Genomic DNA, 22,343 nt, shown 5'->3' with positions numbered 1-22,343 from the left:
TTCCGCCCTCCGACGTCAGGTGTTCCGCAGAGGAAATCTAGCAGGAGGGGCCGCGCCCGAAGCACGCCCGCCGCCCTCAACGAGACGGCCGCTGCCCGTTTTCGGGGAAGGACGGCACGATGATCTCGCGTTTGAGGATCTTCCCGGTCGCACCCTTCGGCAGTGCGTCGACGAAGTGCACGTGGCGCGGGTACTTGTAGGCGGCGACACGCAGTCGCGCGAAGTCGATCAACTCCTCAGCTGTTGCCGTAGCGCCCGGCTTCAGCGCCACGACGGCGCACACCTCTTCGCCGAGCCGCGCATCGGGCACGCCGATGACCGCGACCTCGGCGACGGCCGCGTGCTCATACAGCACTTCCTCGATTTCCCGGGGATAGACGTTGTAGCCGCCGCGAATAACGACATCCTTCTTCCGGTCGACGATGTAGTAGTAGCCATCGGCATCGCGTCGAGCCAGATCTCCGGTGCGGAACCAGCCGTCGGGGATCGCGGCGGCGGTCGCCGACCCGAACTGCGGGCCAAGCTGACCCCCGATTACGAGATCGGCTGTAAGCGGCTACTCATCTCCAGCGACTACTACCCGGCCTTGACCAAGCCGCACGTCAACCTCGTCACCGTGGGCATCGAGGAAGTGCGCACACATTCGGTACTCGCCACGGACGGAACGGAATACGGTGCCGATGTCCTCATCTTCGGCACCGGCTTCGACGCCCAGAACAGCCTCACCCGGGTGCCGATCCGTGGACGCGGTGGCATTCCACTCGGTGCACAATGGGCGTCAGGGCCCGAGGCGTACATGGGTACCACGGTGTCGTGATTCCCGAATCTTTTCCTGCTGTGCGGCCCGAACACCGGTCTCGGACACAACTCTCAAGTGTTCATGATCGAGGCGCAGGCCCGATACATGATCCAGTGCCTCCGGTACGCCGGTCGCCGCGGCGTGATCGAAGTCAAGCCGGACGCCCAGCACCGTTTCAACGAGTTCCTGCAGGGGCGGCTCTCCTCGACCGTATGGCAGGCGGGCGGCTGCAAGAGCTGGTACCAGGATCCCGTCACTGGGCGTAACACGCTGTTGTGGCCTCGATCCACAGTGTCGTACTGGATCCGCTCTCGCTTCGTCCGGCGCGCCGACTATCTCCGCCACCTCTGAAAGGCTCCACCATGTCGACAATTCCACTCCTACTCCACCGCAACGCCGAGCACTTCGGCAACAAGCCCGCGCTGTCCTACGACGGAAACACCCTCACCTGGAACGAAACCCGGTCGCGGATCGCCGAGGTCGCGTACGGACTCTCCCGGCTGGGTGTGCGCAAAGGCGGGCGAGTGGCCATCATGATGTCCAGCCGCCCTGAACACTGGCTGATCGACCAGGCCGTCGTGCACGTGGGGGCGCTACCGACAACGGTGTACGGCACGATGCCGTCCTCGCAGATCGCCTACCTGGCCGAGCACAGCCGCGCCACCGTCGCGGTGCTCGAAGGCAAGGCGGAGGTCGATCGCTGGCTCCCTGTTCTCGACCAGCTGACGGAGCTCGAACATGTCATCGTGCTGGATCCCGATGCCTGTATCGACGACGACCGCTTCATACGGTGGTCCGACGCGATCACCGGCGAGACGGATCTCACCGCGTTCGAAGCCGGTTGGCGTGACATATCGTCCGACGATCCCATCACGCTGATCTACACCTCGGGGACGACTGGCGTGCCGAAAGGTGTACTGCTGACGCACCGCAACGTGATCGCCAATGCGGAAGCCCGGGACGCGGCAGCACCGACCCCCGAACATTTCCGGAGCGTGTGCTATCTGCCCTTGGCGCACATCGCCGAACGCATGGTGTCGGTCTACATGGCCATTCACAAGGCCGGTCACGTGACGTTCTGTCCGGATCCGAGCAACTTCGTGGGATTGCTCGTTCGGACCCGCCCGACCAGCTTCTTCGGGGTACCCCGCATTTGGGAGAAGCTCGCGGCCGCACTGCGCGCACGCCCGGAGTCATCCCTCGCCGACGTCGGTCTGGATCAGGTCACGTGGGCCTGCAGCGCCGCCGCGCCGCTGCCCATGGATGTGCAGGAGTACTTCCGGACCCGCGGCATCGCGATACTCGAGGCCTGGGGAATGACCGAAACCACGGGCGTAGCCACGGCGACCGGAGCGGCGGACTTCCATCTCGGATCGGTCGGAAAGCCCATCCCCGGCAATGAGGTTCGGCTACTCGACGACGGTGAGGTCCTCGTCCGTGGTCCCATCGTGGCCACTGGATACCTCCAGGCGGACGGATCCGTTACACCCGTCACCGACGACGAGGGCTGGATGCATATCGGCGATGTCGGGCGGCTCGGCAACGGGCACCTCTACATCATCGATCGGAAGAAAGACCTCATCATCACCGCGGGCGGCAAGAACATCGCCCCCACCGCGATCGAAGCGCTGCTGACCAAGCACAACTTGATCGGCCAAGCACTGGCCTACGGCGACCGCCGACCGTACGTCGTCGCCCTCATAGTGCTCGACCAAGACGCGGTAACAGCATGGGCGACAGCCCGCGGCATCGTCGTCGAATCCGCGGATGACCTTGCCACCCACCCCGACCTGATCGCAGAACTGGACCGTGCGGTCGCGGAGGCCAACCAGGACCTCGCTCGCGTTGAACAGGTCAAACGTTTCGCCGTCCTCGCCACCGAATGGACTCCGGACGGCGGAGAACTCACCGCGAGCATGAAGATCAGAAGGCGCAACGTACACGAGATGTACGGCAACCTGATCGACGCACTCTACTTGTGAGGACTCGCACCGCGTGTCCGGTGGCTGCCAGGAACTGTTGCATCAACTCCCCCGAGCACGATAGGCCAGAAGCGATCTGGCAACCGCTGGAGCCGCGGCATGGGCGCTGTCATCGACGTTGGTCCGAATGAGCAGCTGGTCATAGCCGGCCACCGCGGTCTGAACGTCATCCGTCAGCGCCGAACCACCAAGGTTGATCAGTACCGGCACATCAACCATCTGCACCGCATCGATGATCCGGCCGAACGGCATTTCCCCATCGCGATCGTCGCCGGTCACGGTGTTCGCCGTGACCACCGTGGTACTGGTGTTGCTGACCGCCTCAGGCATGGGCCAGAGCTGATCGACGTGGCAAATCCTGCTCTCCACGTCTCCATCACCCCGACAGCACGACAGCCAACGAAACAACCCTCGAATCCTCCCGATACCGAGCATGTCCGCCTCATCGCTGGGTAGTCAGTAAACGCTCAGCTATGAGAACGCAGGAGATGATGAAGGTGGTGATACCGATGTGTACGCAAATGATGGACATGATGCGCAACATGTGGAACATGACCTTCCCCAACATGCCCATGTAACCCCCCAACCCACAGCGACCCGAAGACAACGCCCCACGATCGACGACCGTGGGTTCAACCGATTAGCCGATGACCGAGCACGCGACCGATTCCCACGACGTCATCTGGTTTATTCGGGCTTTTCGACTGCTCGGGCTCCAGCGTGTCACGGATTGGGAGAATTCCGCTTCTTCGCACTGGCCGGCCCCTGGGCGCGCGATTGCATCACCGTTGCCGACACAGTTCCCGACGGTTTCGACGAACTTGCCGTCTGACAGCTCTGGACGACTTGGCCGAACCGGTGCACGGTATCGGCCAAGTCGTCCGATCGTCAGACTGGCGGCGGAATGACCGGTGTGAGGAGCATCCGGCTAGCGGTGGCGACGGTTTGCTTCAGGGTTCGCCGTGTCATTCCGAGCAGCATGCTGTTGTCGCGCTGTATCCAGAGCATCTGGGTGGTGGCCCAGGCGGCGTCTCGGGCGCGGGCAATGCTGAAACTGCTCAGGATGTGCTCGAGTGTTTCGGCGTCCTTGGTGGCCAGCTTGGCCAGCGCGGGCTCGTATTCCGCCCGAACCTCCGCCTCGATCTCGGCCAGCAGTTCGTTGACCTCGAGGTAGTCGGCGTGCACCGGTTTGGTGTCGGGCGTGGTGGCCCGCTCCTTGCAGGTCTCGACCACCGCGACCGCCAAATCGTGGTTGATGTGAGCATTCATGCCTGCCAGTGCGAACTGCAATGGCCACACGGTGCGGTTGGAACGGGAATCGAAGACCGGTTTCCAGACCGCGTCGGGCTGCTTGCCGAGCTTGGCGGCGTCGACCGCGTCGAAATACAATCCCGCGAAGACCACATCAAGGCGTTCGACGAATTCAGGATCCGCGAAAAATCCTTCAGTGATCTGCTTTCCCACCAATTCGGTGACGTGCAGATACATGCCGTTGAAGCTCGCGACTCCGTCTCGCGGATCGAGTTCTTCCTTGATGGCACGCATCCGCCGGATAACCTCTTCGACGGGTCCGGGAATTTGTGTAGTTGTCATGGCGCCCTCCTCCGCGTAGATCGTTGTGCCTGTCACACGACATTGCGTGAATGCCGTTCTGAATATATCTCGTAATCCGTTGGCGCGGTGCTGATTTCACTGCTCGAGAGAACTCGGGATAATACCGACCAACCCGTTCGCGTGAATATCCGATCCCGGTATCGAAAAGCTTTCTCGATCTCGATCAAATTCCAGACGGCAATGGCGCGACGGATTGCCTAGATCACAGTGACGCGCTTCGCATCGGCCACCGCTGCACTACCGCAGCGACGCCCGTAGTCAAGTTGATCGAATGCTGGGCGATGCCGACGTTGCCGTTGGCACTCGCCTCTCGTCTACGGTCCTGTACGGACATCATAGGGACTCCCGTGTTGGTCACCGGTGCGCAACTCAGATACCTGGAGGATCTCCGCGCTACTCCGGCGGAGAGTGGTTGCATCCTTGTGACTTCAGAGTCCTGGATCGACTCGACGACGAGACCGACGGCTCTGGCCGAAGGCGAGCTGGGTTGCTCATCACTTCCGCATCGAACCGACGCCCATCCGGCAGCCGACTTCGCATATCGGCCCAAATATAGTGGCAATCCAGCTCACTTACCAGACAACGACGCTTTTCTTATGATCATGATGCGGTTGCGGTACGCACCCCGCGGGGTAAGGTCCGGAACGGCGGACAGGGGCCTACGCGACTTCAGGCGGCCGCTCGAAGTTCGCGAAATGCCGCCGGAGTATGCGGTAGAAATTGATCCAGTTGTCAACTGCGGCAACGAGTTCTGCCTTTCAGCATGCGCATGGTGGTCATCGTGCTCATGTTGTGCGACGCGATGTCGCGTGTATGGGCTAACCGCGACCCGCGTTGCGGGCAGTGCCGCGGTGGGCGGGTACGGTGCCGGGGTCTTCCGGCCAGGCGTGTTTGGGGTAGCGTCCGCGCAGGTCGGCGCGGACCTGTGGCCAACCGGTACGCCAGAAAGAGGCCAGATCCGCGGTAACCGCGACCGGGCGTTGGGCGGGTGAGAGCAGATGCAGCACTACCGGGACGTGGCCCTCGGCCAGGCGCGGCGCGTCCGTCCAGCCGAAGATTTCCTGCACCTTGACCGCGAGCACCGGCGGGTCGGCCGAGTAGTCGATGCGGTGGCGACTGCCGGACGGGACCTCGATGCGTTCGGGCGCGAGTTCATCCATGTGCGCCGCGGCAGGCCAGGGCAGCAGGCGGCGCAATGCCTGTCCGGCATCGACACGTTCGAGGTCGGCACGGCGACGAGCGGTGGCCAGTTCGGGGCCGAGCCAGCTGTCGATCCCGGCGAGCAGTGACTCGTCGTCGACCGGCGGCCAAGGGGCGCCGAGGGTGCGGTGCAGGAAGTCGAGACGCTGTCGCAGGACGATCGCGTCGGCATCCCAGCACAGCAGGCCCAGCCCGGTCTCGCGCAGTCCACGACGCACCGCATCGCCGAGCAATCGGCGATCGGGGTCCCGAATCGGATACTCCGACAACAGAATCGCTCCGAGTCGCTCGACTCGGCGAGCAACCACGTCACCGTCGGTCCAGTCCACCTCGTCGACGATCACCAACAGATTCGATGCGGCACGGCGGGCGAGCTGTTCATCGGCGGCGGCGGCCAACCGTATCCGCCCGTCGGAGTGCCCAGGGTCGCGAGTTGCCACCGCGACCGCCAGCCATTCCGAATCACCCAATCCGGAACCGGGTGGCAGCGTCGCCGCGGTGCCACCAGCCATGAGATAGATCGACGAGCCCGCACCACGGCGACGCGCCAAACGTTCCGGATGAGCCAGCGCGATAACCAGAGCCGGATCGTCGACACCGTCGGACACTTCGACCAATCGCGCCAGCCGCTCGACCTCTCGTCGCCACCGGGTCGGGCGCTCCCGCCGCAGTTCTCGCAGAGCAGCCGTGATATCCACGCCGCGAGCGACGGTGTCGTCGTCGAGTACCGTGACCACTTCCGCGGCCGCTCGCCCCCCGACCTCGGCGGCGCCGTCGAGCAACGCTCGTGCCAGCCGCGGATGCAGTCCGATCCCGGCCATCCGACGCCCACGCTCGGTCACCTGATCCGCATCAACCGCCCCCAATGCGCTCAATACATCCCGCCCGGCGGCCAATCCGCCGGACGGTGGAGCGTCCCACCAGGCGAGGCCATGTCCGTCGGGGGTACCCCAGCATGCCAGTTCCAACGCCAACCGGGTCAGATCCGCCGTCCGGATCTCCGGCTCCGGATAGGCGGGCAAGGTGGCGTGTTCATATTCCGGCCAGCAACGCCATACCCGACCCTGCGCTTCGCGCCCGGCCCGTCCGGCCCGCTGCTCGGCAACCGCCGCCGAAACCCGGACTGTCGCAAGTCCTGCGAGTCCCCGCACTCGATCGATGCGCGGGACCCGAGCCAGCCCCGAATCAACCACCGCCCGCACCCCCGGCACCGTCAGACTGGATTCGGCCACCGCAGTGGACAACACCACTCGCCGCCGCGACCCGGGCCGCAGCGCGGTGTCCTGCCCAACGGCCGACAGCCTGCCGTGCAGCGGAACGAGGTCCACCCCTTCGACATCCGCCAAAAGCTGCGTCGTCCGGCGGATTTCAGCGGCACCGGGGAGGAAGACAAGCACGTCACCGCCAGTTCCGGCGAGCGCGGCCCGGGTAGCCCTGGCCACGTGCGCCTCGATTCGCTCCCGCGGCAACGACGGAACATAGGTCAGTTCAACCGGATGAGTCCGCCCCCGCACCTCCAGGACCGGCGCCGCGCCATCTTTACCCAGGAGTATCGAAAGGCGTTCGGCCGCAACGGTCGCCGAGGTCGCGAGCACCCGAAGATCCGGCCGCAACCCCGCGCGAGCATCGAGCAGCAAGGCCAGCAGCAGATCCGCGTCGAGGTGCCGTTCGTGGCACTCGTCGAGCACGACCGCATCGACCCCGGTCAGCTCGGGATCACCCTGCAACCGCCGCACGAGCAAGCCCGACGTGACGACCTCGACCCTCGTCCCCGGACCCACCTGCCGATCCCCGCGCACCGAGTACCCGATGGTCTCCCCCACCGATTCCCCCAGCAGCGCGGCCATCCGCCCGGCCGCCGCCCGCGCCGCCAGCCGCCGGGGTTCGGCCACCAGCACCCGCCCCGGCGTCCCGGCCGCCAACGCCAATGGAACCAACGTCGTCTTTCCGGTCCCCGGTGGCGCCACCAAAACCGCGGTCCCGCGGTTGGCCAGGGTTGCGACAATTCGATCGAGAGCCGCACGGACCGGCAGATCGGGAAGCTCAGGCAGTTTCATCGCCAGCCAGTCTGCCGCCCGCTTATTCCCTCCTCGCAACGCCTCCCTGGATCACTCCTGGAATGGCTCACGTTTTCTTCACGGCATGCGTGCCGAGGAATGCGGTCTTGTCCGCGGCGAGCCTTCCGCACCGAAGCACGCCGAGCTCGAGCGGGTAGTGGGCGACGGATTGACGGGCTCATCCCCTGCCCAGTGACGCGAGCCGCAGGTGCGCGGCCTCGCCGACCGAATCGCGTGTCCCAGACCGCCGAAATCGCCCAACTGCGCGCCTGGCGATTTGACCCGCCCCTCACCACCACCGCACCGATGTGGTGGATGGGACGTGACCGCTCGAACCATGACGGTCCCTCGACGACCCGCGACCACCCGATGGGCGTCGCGCACTCCATGGGCGGCAATCAGGACCCGCCGGACACGGCCCGACGACGGCCCGGCATGGCTCCAACACCGAGATCACCCGGCTCTCCGGACAGCACGGCGCCGACGCCGATGTCTTCTTCCTACAGTTGGTGATTCGACACCACGGTGGCGGCGTGGACATGACCCAGACCGAGTTCAACACCGGATCCGCCGCCGCGGTGACCAGTCAGGCGGTCGCGATAGCGTCACAACCAGCGAAAATGTTGTCGTACAACATGATCCGAACCTATCGGGTACTGTCCTTCGGCACGTGTTTGTGAACGGGACAGCTGCTCAGAATATTTCGTACACTCCGGAATCGAGGCAAACGATTGAACCACAAGCTCTGGTTGCTCGGGCGGGTCGCCACAGTCGGTGGTCATGTGCTGCTAGAGAAGATCACCCGGCCGAAAGCGCGGAGCGCCGACGATGTCCCCATCTCCGGTGACGCGATCACCGTCGACTGGCTGACGGCTGTCCTGTGTCGCGACTTCCCCGATGCCGAGGTGCTCTCGTTCAGCACATCCAATGGCAGTCACGGCACGTCCACGCGGGTTGCGATTCGCGTCGACTACAACGAGGCGGGCCAGCAGGCCGGATTGCCTACCGAGCTGTTCGCGAAGACCACCACCTCCCTCAGCCAGCGCATATTGCTGGGCGGGGCGAAAATGATCGACGGCGAAACCCACTTCTTCATGGACTTGCGTCCCGAAGTCGAGATGGAGGCGCCGATCGGCTATTGGGGCGCCTTCGATCCGTCATCGTGGCGGTCCATTGCGCTCATGGAGGACATCGCCGCGACTCGTGGCGCGGTGTTCATCGAGCCGAATGCCCCGATCGCCCGCGACCAGATCGAAGATCTGGTGCGCAATCTCGCCCGACTACACGGCACCTTCTGGAAGCATCCGTCGATCGCGGTCCTCAAGACCCCGAACGATATGCTCGACGCCGTCCGCTCCGCGATCGATATGAAGAAACGCTGCGAAGTCGGCATGGAGCGGGCCAAAGAGGTTATCCCCGCGACGCTTTACGGTCAGAGCGACCGGTTGTGGGCCGGCGTCGAGCGCGCGCTCGATATGGCGACCAAGGACATGGCCCCGACCTTGCTGCACGGCGACCCACACATCGGACAGACCTACGTGACCAGCGACGGACGTATGGGGTACGCCGACTGGCAAGTCGTGATGCAGGGCGGCTGGGCGCATGACTTCGCGTATACCGTCAACTCGGGATGTGAGCCCGAAGACCGGCGCGCGTGGGACCGCGAACTGCTGGAGGTCTACTTGGACGAGCTAGGGCGCGCCGGCGGGGAGGTGCCGTCCTTCGACGATGCCTGGCTGGCCTATCGGCAGCAGTCCATGTTCGCCTACGCGGCCTGGGCATTCACCATCGGCCGAGCGGCATATCAACCCAAGATGCAAACGGACGAAACCTGTTTGACGTTGTTGAAGCGAATCGCCACCGCCCTGGACGATCACGATTCGCTGGGCGCCCTCGGCATCTGACGAACCTCCAGGTGGTTCGTCACAGCCAAGATCAGTACCCCGACGCTATGCCCCCCAGCCGGTTCCGGCCGGAATCAGGTAACGCGCTCCCCGGCGCTGCGCCTCGGCACAGAATCCGTCCCACCCGCCGTGCACACGAATTGTCTGGAGTTCCATCCTTGAATACGCCGCCCCAGCTCCAAGCCCGATCCTGCCCGGTCTACCACGGCTCACCGACCGATTCCAACGACCCACGAGTGCCGCTGCACGCGCCGGAATTCGCCGCCGATCCACACCGCGCCTACCGCGAAATGCGCAGCCAATACGGCTCTTTGGCACCGGTGGAACTTGCGCCGGAGGTACCCGCCACCTTGGTGATCGGCTACAACACCGCAGTGCGAATCCTCAACGATCCCGAACACTTCCCCGCCGATCCCCGCACCTGGCAGAAAAACATCCCCACCGACTGCCCCATCCTCCCACTGCTGGGATGGCGACCACTCGCAAGCAGAAGCACCGGCCTCGACTTCGCACGCTACCGCCAGGCCAGTACCGCAAGCCTCGACGCGATAGACCTCTACGCGCTCCACGACATCGTGGAAGACATCGCCATCCCGCTGGTCAACACCTTCTGCCAAGACGGCAAAGCCGACCTGATCAGCCAATACGTTTTCCCGCTCGTGTTCCAGGTCGTCAACACATTGCTCGGCTGCCCCCCGGAAATAGGGCAGCGAGTCGCCGCCGGCACGGCCGCCATCGTCGAGGGAGTCGATGCCGAAAACGGCAACAAGATACTGTTCGAAGCACTACTGGAACTCGTAGCACTCAAACGAACCGAACCAGCAAACGACATCACCACCGTGCTACTACAACATCCATCCGAACTCGACGAAATGGAAGTCGTCAACCACGTAGCACAGGTCTACGGCACAGGGATCGAGTTCCTACTGAACCTGATCGTCAACACCCTACTGGTGATCCTCACCGACGACCGGTTCGGCGGCAGCGTCATGGGCGGAAACCTCTCCTCCCGCGAAGCCCTCGACGAAGTCTTGTTCAACGACCCACCACTGGCCAACCTCCTGATCAGCTACCCACGCCAACCGATCCTCGTCGACGACGTCTGGCTACCCGCCCATCAGCCGGTCGTCATCAGCATGGCCGCATGCAACAACGACCCCACCATCCGAACCGAAAACCAGGCAGGCAATCGCGCCCACCTGGCATGGGGCATCGGCCCACACGCCTGCCCCGCGCAATCCTCGGCCTACCTCATCGCGCAAGACGCCATCGACCAACTCCTCGATGCGCTACCCGAGATGCGACCAGACCTCCCGACCGGGGAACCAGTCTGGCGGCCAGGTCCCTTCCACCGCGCCTTGACCGCCCTACCGGTCGCCTTCCCGCCCTGCCCTCCGTTGAACGTGCACAACTGAGCGTGCACATTGCGCTCCAAGCAACGCGCTGAAGCAGCGACCAGGGTCGACGGACCTCTCGATCGTGATCGCCTGTCGGTCAGGCGAGTTCGGCGGACACTTGATTCGCAACAGCATTCGATGGTGGATCACTCCCCCAACCGCCTGATCCGTGCCAAACCAGAGAGCACCGCCGCCGGGTCGACCGAACGCCATGACCGCTGAATCTCGTTGGGGGACAGGAAACCCCGTCCGGCCATCAGAGCCGGGCGGGGCAATTCCGCCACTGATCGTTGTGTTCGAATCAGTGGCTTTCTGGACGCGGCTGCGCCGATTCGCGCTCCTCGGCGATCCGACGACGGACTTCGTCCCACGACACGGGCAACTCATCGACGGGCGCGGTAAAGAATACGAACGTGGCCTCGCGCATGACCTTGCGCTTGCGTCGGACGGTCGACCTGTGCGGCTCGGCGCCCGCGTAGGCGTAGATGGCGGCCTTGTCGGTCCAGGCGGAATAGGTCCAGAAGGTGCCCTTCAACATTTCCGCTTTCAAGGCAACGCCGAGAGCTCCCGGCGAGCGGCCGGCCTGGCGCCACAGCGACAGAGAGGCCAACTAGGAAGCCTGGCGCATGAAGCACCGACGTGAAGGACGAACCCGAAGCCGAGGATCGCATTCATCTACCTGCGCGGCACTGCGCTCACCATGCTGGCCGGGCCGGGATCGGGTGCTGACGCGCTGACCGAATCGCTCGGCGCGCAGGACGCCGGCACGATAGCCGGGCTCGATCAGCCGTTCGTGAATATCACAAGCGAGGCCACGATCGCCGCCGGCCCGAACATCTTGCTCGTGATGTCCGACGGTTTGGCTTCGATCGGTGGTGTCCAGGGATTGCTGAAGATCCCCGGCGTCGCCCAGACTCCCGCCGGACACAACCAGCGGGTGATCGATATGGACGACAGCGTGCTACTCAGTTTCGGCTCGAACACCGGCCGCGTGCTCGCCGCCCCTGCGCCCCGCGATACACGGTTGAGCACATCTCCGAAACGCGCGCTACCCGCAGGGGTGAGTTATTCGGCCAAACCGTCACCGACAGCGTCGAATACGGCAGGCCACTGCAGCCCTCTATCGCCCACAGCCGATCGTCGAATAATTCTTCGGCGAGCTCGACGCGGTGGCGCGCGAGTCAGGCTGCACAACAACAACTTTCGTCGACACTCGCCCTGCTCAGATCGCCGGCATCGAGGCGCGCCGCGGTAGGCATCCCCGAAACCACACCGTCGAGACGATCACCGAACATCAACCCGCCTCCAAATGGCCCACGCCCATCCGGCCGTGCACGAGACCTTGACCGGGCAACCCGACTTCATCACATACCGCCTCGCCGAGGTCCCCACCGGCAACGTCCAAGGAGATCGGGCATGAGCGGGATGCCAGAATGCGGCATGGCGACCAAACCCACCTTGGCCGTGTTGAGCGGCCCACCAGGAAGCGGCAAGACGACCCTCGCGCATGCCCTCGCCCGCCGGATCGGCTGCCCGGCGACAATCCGCGACGAAATCAAACAGGGCATGGTGATCTCCGGCCGCGGCGAACCCGCCGATGGATTCGACGACCTCAACCTCCTGACACTGGACACGTTCTTCGCCGTCCTCACCACCCTGATCTGCGCCGGCGTCACGCTTGTCGCCGAAGCCGCATTCCAGGACAAGCTGTGGCGGCCGAACGTGCTACCCCTCAACGAGATCGCCGACATCCGCATCATTCACTGCACCGCACCAACAGCGCTGATCCACGACCGCATCACCGACCGTGTCGACACCGACAACCACCGCCACGCGCACGACGACACCGCCCTCGTCGCGGCGATTGCCGCCAGCACCGAATCGCCCATCGAATCCTTCAACCCGATCAGCCTCGACGCACCCGCACTGACCGTGGACACCAGTAACGGCTACCGACCTGGCCTCGACGCGATCGCGCAATTCGTCACGCAACCTAACCGACGCACCCCAACCCACGGCTGACCGGACACCGAGCCACGTGTCTCGTTAATCGAGGACGACAGTGCCGGAGTCGAAGGTATGTGTTCCGGCCAGTCGCTACAAGTCGCTGGCCGATGATGTCGCGGCGCTGATCACCCACTTGAAACTCGGCAAGGCCGATCTTGTTCGGTTACTCACTCGGCGGCGGCGTGGCCCTGCAGGTGGCCGCCCGGACACCGGACCTGGTCAATCGGCTGGCCATCACTTCGGCTCCCTACCGTTCCGACGGCTGGATGCCCGAGACCCGTGCGGGCATCGCCGCCATTAACCCCGATGCCATGCGCGACAGCCCTATGTACCAGCTCTACAGCAGCGTCGCATCAGACCCCGCCGGCTGGAACGCCCTTGCCACCAAAACCAAGCAGCTGCTCACCCCGGATTGCGACTGGACCGCGCAGCTGGCGATCAAAACGCCCGCCCTCGTCATGACCACCGAATCCGATGCCTTGTATCGAGACCACGCCACCGATATGGTCTCTCGGCTGAACACCGGAAAGCCCGGCCGCGCTCGACTCGAAATCGTTCAGGGCACAACACATTACGACATCAAATAAGCGCAATTCGGCATTGCTATGCGCTCGGCCGGGCAATGTTTTCGCGTCGTGCACGACCGTGCAGCACTGCCGACCGGCCGCGCCGAACAGTGGCACTCAGCATCACGTTCCAACTGCGGCCTCCGCTCCCACTAGGTCACAGGATCAGGTAGGCCCCCGCGTAGGTGTCGCACACTGCGGCTTGGACCGCGTCGACGGGCGAAGAAACAAGCGGGTTGCACCCGGCCACGAGTCGATCGGCGCACTCCTCGATGATGCTGCGACGCCATCCAGGGCACTGCTGCGGCAGTGCATGCACGATGCGCAGCAACGCGATCAGCGCAGCGGTGCGTGGATCGGGCGGCTGGCCGTCCAGGAGCGCCCGTTGCAGCGGCCTGCGTAGCACGTCTTTGCCCCGTTGGTCGAGAGTCGGCCAACTCGTCCACGGTATGCCCCCTGCCAGTCGGGACCTGTTGCGATACACCCGCTCGTCAGCGGAAAGGCGAGCCAGCAGTGGCTTGTGCAGGCCGCGCTCGAGCTTCTGGATCACCTGCTTGGGTGTGCACGGTACCGCCTCGATCGCAGCCATCGCATCGACCAGGATCGGGTCGGTCGGGAAGCCGCCCGTGTCAGCACACACCAATCTGCCCGGTTTCACCAGCTCACCCGCCCCGCTGATTCGGACCAGCGGAACTGATGTCGCCGGCGTCGGCAAGGTCAACTCGACCAGAAGCGCTCCGGCCAGGACCCCGGAGATACTGATCCGATCGATCAGCATGTCACCGGACTCGTCGTCCAGTAACAGCCACAACAGGTCCTCGGCGATCAGTGCAGTCCGTCTCCGATGGCTGGGATCAGCAGTGGTTGCCATGGTTGCCACCGTGTTCCTTGTTCGCTGTGAACACGCTGAGAGAGTGTCCGGCGCAGCAACCTTGGTGGACGATGATTGCTGCATGCACTCTTTCGAGGTCGTCGTACGCCCCTCGCGCTGGGGGCTACGTGTTCGTTCGGCCCTGATCTGCGCCGGCGTTGTGGCCATCGTGCTCGGTGTGGGCGCGATTGCGTGGCTGTGGCTGTTGCACCGATCGCTGATCGGCTCCCTCGACGCCGCCACCAGCGCCCGGGTCGATGACATCGCTGCGCAACTCGTCGGCTCAGGACCCGCCGATCTCAGTCCCGGGCTGTTCACTACCGAGGGGCACATCGATGTCGTCCAGATTCTCGATGCGACGGGCACGGTTGTGCGATCCTCCGGGGGCGCGCCCTCGGGTGCGTTGATCGCTGTGCCGGATTCTGCAGTGACCACCGGCCGATCGCTCGGTGGCGAGGCCGATCTGCGTGCGTCGGCCAGGACGCTGGACGCCTCGTCAGGCACGTTCACCGTGCTGGCAGCCACAAGCGGTGAACCGGTCGAGGACACCCTCAAGGAGGTCACTATCGGCATCGCCTTGTGCGGACCGGTGGTCGTCCTGGCCGCCGCGTCCGCCACCTACACACTGGTCGGCCGATCCTTGGCATCGGTCGAGGCAATCCGCGCGCACGTCGCAAGCATCGGCGCCGAACGGCTCGCCGAGCGAGTCCCGGTCCCTGTCGCCCAGGATGAGATCGCCCGACTTGCCGCGACGATGAATGCGATGTTGGACCGCGTGCAGGCGGGACGCGATGCACAACGCCGCTTCGTCGGGGACGCCTCCCACGAGTTGCGTAGCCCGCTGGCCACGATGATCGCAGCACTCGAGGTCGGCCGCGACCATCCCGACTTCGTCGACCGCGAACTGATCGCCACCACCCTGCTCCCCGAAGCCGAGCGGATGCGCCACCTGATCGAGGATCTGCTGACCTTGGCCGCAACCGACGAGCATGGACTCGCACTGCGCACCACCGACGTCGACCTCGACGACCTGGCTGCCACAGCGGCCGCGCTGCTGCGTCACCATCACCCGGCACTGCACGTCACCACCGATCTGCACCCGGTCCGGCTGACCGGCAATCAGCAGGCGCTCGAACGCGTGCTGCGCAATCTGGCGGACAACGCCGCCACCCACAGCAAATCACGTGTCGTGCTCACCACCCGAGCCACCGACCGGCGAGCGCTTTTCATTGTCGATGACGACGGGCCCGGCATCCCGATCAGCGACCGCGCACGCGTATTCGAACGCTTCGTCAGGCTGCAAGACGACCGCTCCCGCAATTCCGGCGGTACCGGATTGGGACTGGCGATCGTTGCCCAGCTGGTCGCCGCCCACCACGGCTCGGTCACCATCGAGGATGGGCCGCACGGCGGAACCCGCGTCGTGGTCGAGCTCCCCATCGACCAACACCCCACATAGTCAACGAGCCGATCACTCAACCATTCTCGGCGAGCCGGTAACCCACCCCACGGTGGGTTTCGATGACAGACCGACCGAACGGCACGTCGATCTTCTTGCGCAGATACCCCACGTACACCTCGACCACGTTCTCCGGACCCTCGTAGTGCGCGTCCCACACATTCCGCAGGATCTCCTGCTTACTGACCACAACCCCTTTGCGCCGCAACAAGAATTCCAGTAGCGCGAACTCCCGCGGGGTGAGCGTCAACGCCACCGCGCCGCGTCGAACCGAACGCCTCGCCGGATCCAACACCAAATCACCAGCGCTCAGGATCGGCCGCTGCTGCGGAGTCTGCCGCCGCAACAACGCGCGCACTCTCGCGATCAGAACCACGAACGAAAATGGCTTCGTCAGATAGTCGTCCGCACCGAGATCCAGTGCGTCCGCCTCCTCGTGATCCCCGTTCTTGGCAGTCAGCATCAACACTGGTGTCTGCACATCCCGAGTGCGGATCCGTCGCAGCACTTCGTACCCGCTCAGACCGGGCAGCATGATGTCGAGCACAATGATGTCGAAGCGCTCTTCGGTCGCAAGCCACAGTCCGTCGGGCCCGGTGGCGGCCACCTGCACCACGAACCCTTCCAACTCCAGTCCACGACGCACAGTTTCGGCCAATAGCTCTTCGTCCTCTACCAGCAAGACCCTCACTGGGCCAGTCCCCGACGACGGGCCGCGCGCACCGCGGGCGAGCAGTCGGCGTCGGGGATCCGACACAACACCTGCGTTCGACATGCTCGTTTTCGCATCACGCCCCATCATCGCCTATAGGGCGACGGACTTGCCCTGACCAGGCCGCAAGCCCCCGGGCAAAGACCTCGTCACCGACCAACAGCAAGGGCGCACCGACTATGACCGCCGCTACCCTGCTGAACTCGTCACCACTCACTGAACTCAGTGCTGCTGTAGTCGGTGACTGCACGTCTGCGGCCGTCACCAGATGCTGTGTCAACGCCCGAAGGTCCGCCCGAGAAAGGTAATCAACGCAGCGCGGATCTCCTTCGGCGGTGCGTCGACCCCCTCGAATTCGTGATCACAGTCGTAGGCGTGGAATTCGGTACGCACCCCTGCGCGGTTCAACGCATCACGAAATTCAACACTTTGACCGAAAGGCACCACATGGTCGAAACGCCCGTGCTGCAACAGGACTGGTGGATCATCGCGACTGACGTAGCTGATCGGACTGGCAGCGCGGGCCCGCTCGGGACACGCAGTGGCGACACAACCCAGTAGCAACGACTCTCCAGAACCCTCCGCGAGATGAATCCTGCGGCGACCATCATCGAGGGCTTGATCGTCGATGCTGAGCAGATCAATGGGGCCGAACCAATCGGCGACCGCCTGCACTCGGCTCGAGTAACCGGCACTGCCCTCGCTCCCTTCGAGTTCGGGTACATCACCCGAGGTGCCCAGCATCGCCGCGACATAGCCACCGGCCGAATCTCCCCACGCTGCAACATGATTCGGGTCGATGCGATAGATTTCGGCACTGGCGCGCAGCCACCGCACCGCGGCCTTCGCGTCGAAGATCTGGGCGGGCCACTGCGCCTGACTACTGAGGCGATAGTCCACGGCTGCCACCGCGTAACCGGCCGCGACCAATTGTGCGAACGGTGTTCGCTCGTCGGCCTGCCATCGTAGCTTTCCATAGTTCTTCCGCGAACCGCTCGACCATCCACCGCCATGGAAGTACACGACCAGCGGTGCTGGTCCGGTGGTGGCCGGCAGATACAGATCGAGTCTCAGGTCGCTACCGTCGACCGACGCATAGATCAGGTCGGCAATCGTGGACGCGGCAGGTTGCCGTGCGGACGCGGACATCGATATCGCGATCGCCACAATCGAGCCGACCGCGGCTGCGAGACGAACTGTCGACGTCATTACCGACCACATCCCTCTCCTCGTCTGCACGCACCGACTGCACAATCTTGTTGATAATCAGGCCATTACAACTCACGCGTCGAACTCCGGCGAGTAAGCCGAACATTTCGCGAGCCGGATTCGGCTGTCGGCGTCGTCTCAACCAAGTGCGGTCAATAGCGCGGTGAGAGCCTTCGTCTCGGTCGCGTTGTCGGGTTTGCCGGCCCGTACCGCCTTCAGGGCGCTGTCGATCTGCTCATCCAGCGCGTTCCATGCGTTCTTGTCCAGGGAACGCAGGGTTGCCTCGTCGTCGTCCCATGCAGTTTCGAGGTCCTTGATCTGGGCCTTCGCGCCGGCCTGGTCGCCAGCTTGAACTTTCAGAAGTGTGTCCTGGGCAATGGTACGGAACTTCGCTACTTCTACCTGCGGGAAATGCGTTGTCGCCTCGCCTGAAGACAGTGACGTGACCTCGGGCGCCGCTGTGGCGTCGTCCTCGCTCGTCACTGTTGCGTGCGGCTGTGCGGCGGCCCACACGAGTAACGCACCCGTCGCGACAGCGACTGCGACGTAGTAGCCGATCATGACCCGCTCACGATCCGGACGCGTGGTCACGGTCGGTGTGTGGGTCCGTTCTGCCGCCGCGATGACATCGCGGTGGGTGCGGGTCAGGTACACCACCGATGCGAGGATCGCGGCGAGGAAGATCACGCTGGTGGCGGCAGTACCCACTCCGAGGCCGTGATCGGTCGCCGGGGACGCGAGCCAGTCGCCGAGGTTCGCCCCTAGCGGGCGGGTCAGAATGTAGGCGAGCCAGAACGACAGCACCGCGTTCGCACCCAGCCGCCGGCCGATCACGATCGCGATGATCAAGCCGACCGGCAGAAGTACCGAAGTACCAGGCCCCCAACCGGTCAGTTCCAATGTCCAGTCACCAGCCGCCGTGCCGAGGGCGAAGGTGACAAGGACCGCGAGCCAATAGAACAGCTCTCTCGGCAGTGTGACGATGCTGTGGATCGACAGTGTCTGCTCCCGAGCGAACCACATCCCGAAGACGATGACCAGAACCGCCGTGAAGATGCCGGTGCTCAGTGCGAGCGGAACACCCCGATTGTCGGTGAGGATGTCGGTGTACAGGGTGCCCGTCACGCTCAGCACGACGACCGAAAGCCAATAGACGAACGGCACATAGCGGTCCAGACGCAACTGCCACCCCAGCACCGCGGCGAGCACGAGCGTAAAAATAACAGCGGTAAGGCTCAGACCGACACCCAACGTCACGTTGATCCAGTCGGCGACGCTCTCTCCCACGGTCGTGCACAGGATCTTGATGATCCAGAACCACACCGTAACCGCGGGCACCTTGCTCAACAGCACGTGGACCGCAGCGGCCTCGGATCTCGTTGTCTCGCTCACAACGCGGGACTGTAACGACAGCTCGCTGAAGAGACGTTGAGAGCCGAAGGCGCGTGCATTCAGCCCGGCCGCGGTCAGCCGCAGCACACCGATGCCCTACAAGATCCACGACTCGAACACCGGCAAGCCCGACAGGATCGCACCGCCCGATAGTCCACTCGTGGCGGATCTGGTACATGTCCGAAAGACCGCTACCGCCTGGACCCCGAAGTCTCGGACGTAGTGTCGCTGCCATTGATCAGCGCAGACTCGACGTCGCTCGGCTCGATTACCATCGTACGACGATTCTTTCGATAGCTGTAGGTAATCCCCAATACCAGAATCGCCAGCAATGCCGCGGAAGTTCCGTACGTGCCGAGCGCGAGGCCACCACTGGCGTGTGGTTTGGACAGCCAGTCGCCAGCAGTCGCGCCGAGCGGGCGGGTCAGCACGAAGGCCATCCAGAAAAGCAGGACACCGGAGAGCCCGGTGAAGTAGTGAGCGGCCGAGATGACGACCATGATGACAGCGATGAGCATGGCGCTGCCCCAGTATCCGAGTCCCGAACTATCGGACAGATAATCGCCGAGGGAAGTCCCCAGGGTATTGGACAGCAGGATCGCGGCCCAGTACAGCACTTCGCCGCGCACGGTGGTGATGTTCGCGACGTCGAACGTCTGCCCGCTGAACTTCCAGATCACGAAGACGGTGACCAATCCGGAGATGAGAATGATCGCGCCGACGCCGTAGCCGAGTCCGCCGTCGGTAGATGTGTCCGAGCCGGGCCCCCTGTTGATCAGGTCCGACATCGTCGTGCCCGCCGTGCTGGTCGCGGCGATGACCGTCCAGTAGAGCGCGGGATGGAATCGGCGCACTCGCAATTGGACCAGCACACCGACTATGAAGATGGCAAGAAATAACAGCGACGCCTGCGCGTAGCCGAGCCCGAGCGTCTGCGCCAGCAGGTCCCCACCGGTCTCCCCCAGCGTGGTCGCGGCGATCTTGAGCACCCAGAACATCACCGTGACCTGGGGAAGCTTGTAGTCGACCAGCAGACTGCGAGCAGTGTTGTTCACCATCGATCCTCTCTTCGTCAGTGCGATACCGACCCGATCTGTAGCATGACAACCCACCGCTGAGAGCACGCTGAAAGAGTGCTTCAGTTTTCATAGGATCGACTGTTCCCGCAGGTGGTGACGTTGGGCCGCTCAGCGTGTTCACAGCCCGCTGGGGGACGGTGAACCGGTGCTCACGACTTGCAGCGCTGCACTAACAATTCGGCAGCCCCATACCCTCGGCCGATCCGGCATGTTCAATGTATTCGTTGCGGGCGAGGTTGTCCCGTTGCGATTTCACGAGGAAAGCGACCAAAATCATGACGCCGATTCCGGTTTCGAGCCCCCACTCACCCCGATCAAGTCGCTACCGAACAACTGAGCGGCAACCGAAGGCGCACCGGAAGCGAACATCTGCTTAATCACATTCACTCCCAAGCTGAACCACACCGAACATAACCATGGTTCGACAAGGCAAACTTAGTGTTGTACGCAGATCGTGACTTTTGAGGCTCGAATCCGAAGGGACGCTGAGACCGACGCCCAACCATCGGTAGGACAAGGTCGTCGCCCTCCCCCTCATCGAGAGGGCGACTCCCTGCCGCGTCGAAGGGCATCCCTGACTGCGGCCCGTCGAAACCACAGAAGCGATCGACGAGCGGTTCATGCATACCATTCAAACTAAGGTGATGCTAACCTAACACGACTGTGTCTTCACGGTACGGCCGCACGAGCCGATGAGGTCATGGCCAGATCAGTGCGGTGTCATCCACGCGCCCTGACAGCCAGAGCACCACCGACTCTCCCCACCCCGAGATCGACGATGCGTTCCGTGAGTTGCGAGTACGACAATCCGACCCTGGACGCAGCCAAGGGCAGCAAGCTGCCCGGGGTGAGGCCTGGAAGAGCGTTGACCTCCAAGCACACCGGCATTCCATCGGCGTCGCAGCGAAAGTCGATGCGGGAGTACGAGTACCGACAAAAACCCAGCGCTCGATGCGCGCGCATCGCAATTTCCTGCAACTGCTCAGAAAATTCTGAGGATATCTCAGCGGGACACACTTCAGTGACCGCACCTATCTGATACTTGGCCTGATAGTCGAATAGTGAAGATGCCAACAGTATTTCAACGACAGGGAATACTTCTTCTCCCAACACTCCCACCGTGAACTCCCTGCCGGAAAGGTATGACTCCACAAGCAGTTCCCCCTCCGATGCAGCCAAGTCGTCGAGCAAGTGGAGCTCTTCGATTCCACGAACGGCAGAAATATTGACGCTGGAGCCTCCAGTCGCCGGCTTCACGACGGCCGGTCCATCACCGAGAATCCGCCGCACCTCCGACTCGGCAACCGGATCATTCGCTCGATAAATAACACGGGGCGCCGTCGGCACGGACGCGACCTGAAGGATCGCAAGGGCTCGCGACTTGTGCCATGCGGCAGAACAGGCATCGCTGCGGGGGCCGGTGAACGGAACACCCAGCATTTCGAGCCACGACTGCAAATGCCCGTCCTCCCCCCATCCGCCGTGCACCGCAACGTAAGTCATATCTGCGTCATGTTAGGCACGCGAGGACTTCCTCGTCGAGCAGCGACGCCGCGATGTTGCGACGCCATAGCCGCTGCTGCTCGATATCTGGCGGATTGTTCGTCACATGATAGGGAGGAAGTGCGGCTGGAAACCGCAATGGTCCCGCCAGTATCGGCAATTCGGCCGCAAGGTCGATGAGCGTGACCTCATGCCCCATCTCCAAAGGGATTGGACAGCGGCCGCACCGGAAGACATTGATACATCTCGCTCGCCACTCTCCCCGCCACAGATCACGTTGATACGCACCGGCGCATTGTGACACAACGTCAGGGCTGTAATGAGTGGGCGGCATATCAGGTGCCACGGTCACTGTGAGGCGTTTGGCGACGAGTCCTTCAGAGGCGACCGACGCCGAGCGGGCCGCATCGCGGACCCCGCGGCCAAGCGAGCCTGGGGCAGACCCGACCGACTGGAGCCAGCACTTGGCCCCGACTACCCATGCAGCGCCCCGAGGTAGGAGTCATCGTCTGCACGAACATCGCTGGGCGGGTGCATAATTCGGACATCTAAGCAGGTTGACCCGAGCTTAGGAATGCCTTGCCTAACGCGC

Annotated in this window: 18 protein-coding genes and 3 pseudogenes; 9 read left to right on the top strand and 12 right to left on the bottom strand. The window is 63.7% G+C overall.

From position 1 onward, the window contains the following. Nucleotides 1-76: 76 nt before the first annotated feature. Nucleotides 77-502 (bottom strand): annotated as a pseudogene (locus OHQ90_RS22955) (AMP-binding enzyme); the annotation flags it as partial. Nucleotides 503-874: 372 nt separating this feature from the next. On the opposite strand from OHQ90_RS22955, the gene OHQ90_RS22950 reads away from it, so the two are divergent. Beyond that, nucleotides 875-1,150, top strand: coding sequence for a hypothetical protein (locus OHQ90_RS22950; RefSeq protein ID WP_328400675.1), 276 nt, complete (start codon nucleotides 875-877; stop codon nucleotides 1,148-1,150). An 11-nt stretch (nucleotides 1,151-1,161) separates the two neighbouring features. Next, on the top strand, nucleotides 1,162-2,781 hold the full coding sequence (locus OHQ90_RS22945) for an AMP-dependent synthetase/ligase (protein WP_328400673.1): 1,620 nt from the start codon (nucleotides 1,162-1,164) through the stop codon (nucleotides 2,779-2,781). Nucleotides 2,782-2,823: 42 nt separating this feature from the next. Here the strand turns inward: OHQ90_RS22945 and OHQ90_RS22940 are convergent, their stop codons facing one another. The 3 genes from OHQ90_RS22940 to hrpB all read right to left on the bottom strand — a co-directional run bounded on the left by OHQ90_RS22940 (nucleotide 2,824) and on the right by hrpB (nucleotide 7,652). Further along, on the bottom strand, nucleotides 2,824-3,111 hold the full coding sequence (locus tag OHQ90_RS22940) for a hypothetical protein (protein ID WP_328400671.1): 288 nt from the start codon (nucleotides 3,109-3,111) through the stop codon (nucleotides 2,824-2,826). Between the two features lie 558 nt (nucleotides 3,112-3,669). Further along, nucleotides 3,670-4,374, bottom strand: a complete 705-nt coding sequence (locus OHQ90_RS22935) for a DUF5995 family protein (protein WP_328400669.1) — start codon at nucleotides 4,372-4,374, stop codon at nucleotides 3,670-3,672. Nucleotides 4,375-5,213: 839 nt separating this feature from the next. After that, entirely contained in the window at nucleotides 5,214-7,652 is a 2,439-nt protein-coding gene (gene hrpB, locus OHQ90_RS22930) for an ATP-dependent helicase HrpB (RefSeq protein ID WP_328400667.1), read from the bottom strand. A gap of 416 nt (nucleotides 7,653-8,068) precedes the next feature. Between hrpB and OHQ90_RS22925 the strand changes: the two are divergent. The 3 genes and pseudogenes from OHQ90_RS22925 to OHQ90_RS22915 form a co-directional block, all read left to right on the top strand. Continuing rightward, nucleotides 8,069-8,332, top strand: a pseudogene (locus OHQ90_RS22925) (DUF305 domain-containing protein); the annotation flags it as partial. A gap of 51 nt (nucleotides 8,333-8,383) precedes the next feature. Then, complete coding sequence (locus tag OHQ90_RS22920; RefSeq protein WP_328400665.1) at nucleotides 8,384-9,556, top strand: phosphotransferase; 1,173 nt, start codon at nucleotides 8,384-8,386, stop codon at nucleotides 9,554-9,556. A gap of 158 nt (nucleotides 9,557-9,714) precedes the next feature. Further along, nucleotides 9,715-10,971 carry a cytochrome P450 gene (locus OHQ90_RS22915; protein WP_328400663.1) on the top strand — a complete coding sequence of 419 codons (1,257 nt, stop codon included), beginning with the start codon at nucleotides 9,715-9,717 and terminating at the stop codon, nucleotides 10,969-10,971. A gap of 283 nt (nucleotides 10,972-11,254) precedes the next feature. On the opposite strand, the gene OHQ90_RS22910 is transcribed toward OHQ90_RS22915, so the two are convergent. Further along, nucleotides 11,255-11,563 carry a hypothetical protein gene (locus OHQ90_RS22910; RefSeq protein WP_328400661.1) on the bottom strand — a complete coding sequence of 103 codons (309 nt, stop codon included), beginning with the start codon at nucleotides 11,561-11,563 and terminating at the stop codon, nucleotides 11,255-11,257. 51 nt (nucleotides 11,564-11,614) lie between these two features. Here OHQ90_RS22910 and OHQ90_RS22905 point away from each other — a divergent pair. The 3 genes and pseudogenes from OHQ90_RS22905 to OHQ90_RS22895 form a co-directional block, all read left to right on the top strand. Next, a pseudogene (locus OHQ90_RS22905) lies at nucleotides 11,615-11,962 on the top strand (ABC transporter substrate-binding protein); the annotation flags it as partial. Between the two features lie 407 nt (nucleotides 11,963-12,369). After that, on the top strand, nucleotides 12,370-12,975 hold the full coding sequence (locus OHQ90_RS22900; RefSeq protein ID WP_328400659.1) for an AAA family ATPase: 606 nt from the start codon (nucleotides 12,370-12,372) through the stop codon (nucleotides 12,973-12,975). Nucleotides 12,976-13,115: 140 nt separating this feature from the next. Continuing rightward, on the top strand, nucleotides 13,116-13,547 hold the full coding sequence (locus OHQ90_RS22895) for an alpha/beta fold hydrolase (RefSeq protein ID WP_328400657.1): 432 nt from the start codon (nucleotides 13,116-13,118) through the stop codon (nucleotides 13,545-13,547). 136 nt (nucleotides 13,548-13,683) lie between these two features. Here OHQ90_RS22895 and OHQ90_RS22890 read toward each other — a convergent pair whose 3' ends face one another. Then, a complete protein-coding gene (locus OHQ90_RS22890; protein WP_328400655.1) occupies nucleotides 13,684-14,397 on the bottom strand; it encodes a GOLPH3/VPS74 family protein in 714 nt (237 codons plus the stop codon). Between the two features lie 82 nt (nucleotides 14,398-14,479). On the opposite strand from OHQ90_RS22890, the gene OHQ90_RS22885 reads away from it, so the two are divergent. Next, on the top strand, nucleotides 14,480-15,856 hold the full coding sequence (locus OHQ90_RS22885) for a sensor histidine kinase (RefSeq protein ID WP_328400654.1): 1,377 nt from the start codon (nucleotides 14,480-14,482) through the stop codon (nucleotides 15,854-15,856). A 16-nt stretch (nucleotides 15,857-15,872) separates the two neighbouring features. On the opposite strand, the gene OHQ90_RS22880 is transcribed toward OHQ90_RS22885, so the two are convergent. The 6 genes from OHQ90_RS22880 to OHQ90_RS22855 form a co-directional block, all read right to left on the bottom strand. Beyond that, nucleotides 15,873-16,547 (bottom strand): response regulator transcription factor, encoded by a 675-nt coding sequence (locus tag OHQ90_RS22880; RefSeq protein ID WP_328400653.1) that lies wholly within the window; start codon nucleotides 16,545-16,547, stop codon nucleotides 15,873-15,875. 297 nt (nucleotides 16,548-16,844) lie between these two features. Next, nucleotides 16,845-17,777 (bottom strand): alpha/beta hydrolase, encoded by a 933-nt coding sequence (locus tag OHQ90_RS22875; RefSeq protein ID WP_328400651.1) that lies wholly within the window; start codon nucleotides 17,775-17,777, stop codon nucleotides 16,845-16,847. Between the two features lie 138 nt (nucleotides 17,778-17,915). Next, nucleotides 17,916-19,169 (bottom strand): COG4705 family protein, encoded by a 1,254-nt coding sequence (locus tag OHQ90_RS22870; protein WP_328400649.1) that lies wholly within the window; start codon nucleotides 19,167-19,169, stop codon nucleotides 17,916-17,918. Nucleotides 19,170-19,360: 191 nt separating this feature from the next. Next, complete coding sequence (locus tag OHQ90_RS22865) at nucleotides 19,361-20,227, bottom strand: COG4705 family protein (RefSeq protein ID WP_328400646.1); 867 nt, start codon at nucleotides 20,225-20,227, stop codon at nucleotides 19,361-19,363. Between the two features lie 741 nt (nucleotides 20,228-20,968). Continuing rightward, entirely contained in the window at nucleotides 20,969-21,751 is a 783-nt protein-coding gene (locus OHQ90_RS22860) for a D-alanine--D-alanine ligase family protein (protein WP_328400644.1), read from the bottom strand. 7 nt (nucleotides 21,752-21,758) lie between these two features. Then, complete coding sequence (locus OHQ90_RS22855; protein ID WP_328400642.1) at nucleotides 21,759-21,950, bottom strand: hypothetical protein; 192 nt, start codon at nucleotides 21,948-21,950, stop codon at nucleotides 21,759-21,761. Nucleotides 21,951-22,343 lie beyond the last annotated feature (393 nt).

The sequence above is a fragment of the Nocardia sp. NBC_00403 genome, from assembly GCF_036046055.1.
Classification (GTDB): Bacteria; Actinomycetota; Actinomycetes; order Mycobacteriales; family Mycobacteriaceae; genus Nocardia.
This window is presented reverse-complemented; position numbering and strand designations above follow the sequence as displayed.